Raw genomic sequence first — 346 nt, 5'->3', positions numbered from 1 at the left:
CTACAGACTCAGCTCGACAACGTAACATATAACCTAGTCAACGCCGTTTCACTAACGCAACTGAAACCAGAGCAAGGCCCAAACGGATTACCTAATACGTTAAAGGATCAGCTTCTCGATCTCGCCGAACGTTATCTTCCGCAAGACATCAAGCGCAGCGATATTGGGTTGGTACTTGAAAGCCGTGTATTTGATACCACTGCTTCGAACTGGGAATACAAGCACATCCATGCCGGGATCATCTGTCAAAAGTACACACCCATCGATCAACTAGAGACACTTATCGTTGAGGGTAGCGGCGACCCTGCGTTAGTTGGAAGACCATCCACCTTGGTTCAACTCACTT

The 346-nt window shown here is 47.7% G+C and carries 1 protein-coding gene; it reads left to right on the top strand.

Features of this window, described 5'->3' with window-relative positions; all coding sequences use genetic code 11:
• A partial coding sequence (gene tadF / locus AB4512_RS25475) for a tight adherence pilus pseudopilin TadF (protein WP_372176244.1) occupies nt 1-346 on the top strand: 346 nt, incomplete at both ends.

Origin of the sequence: Vibrio sp. 10N.222.52.B7 (assembly GCF_041474275.1) — a bacterium.
In the GTDB taxonomy this organism is placed as follows: Bacteria; Pseudomonadota; Gammaproteobacteria; order Enterobacterales; family Vibrionaceae; genus Vibrio; species Vibrio crassostreae_C.
Note: the sequence above shows the minus strand (reverse complement) of the source record. Positions and strands in the feature narration are given on the sequence as shown.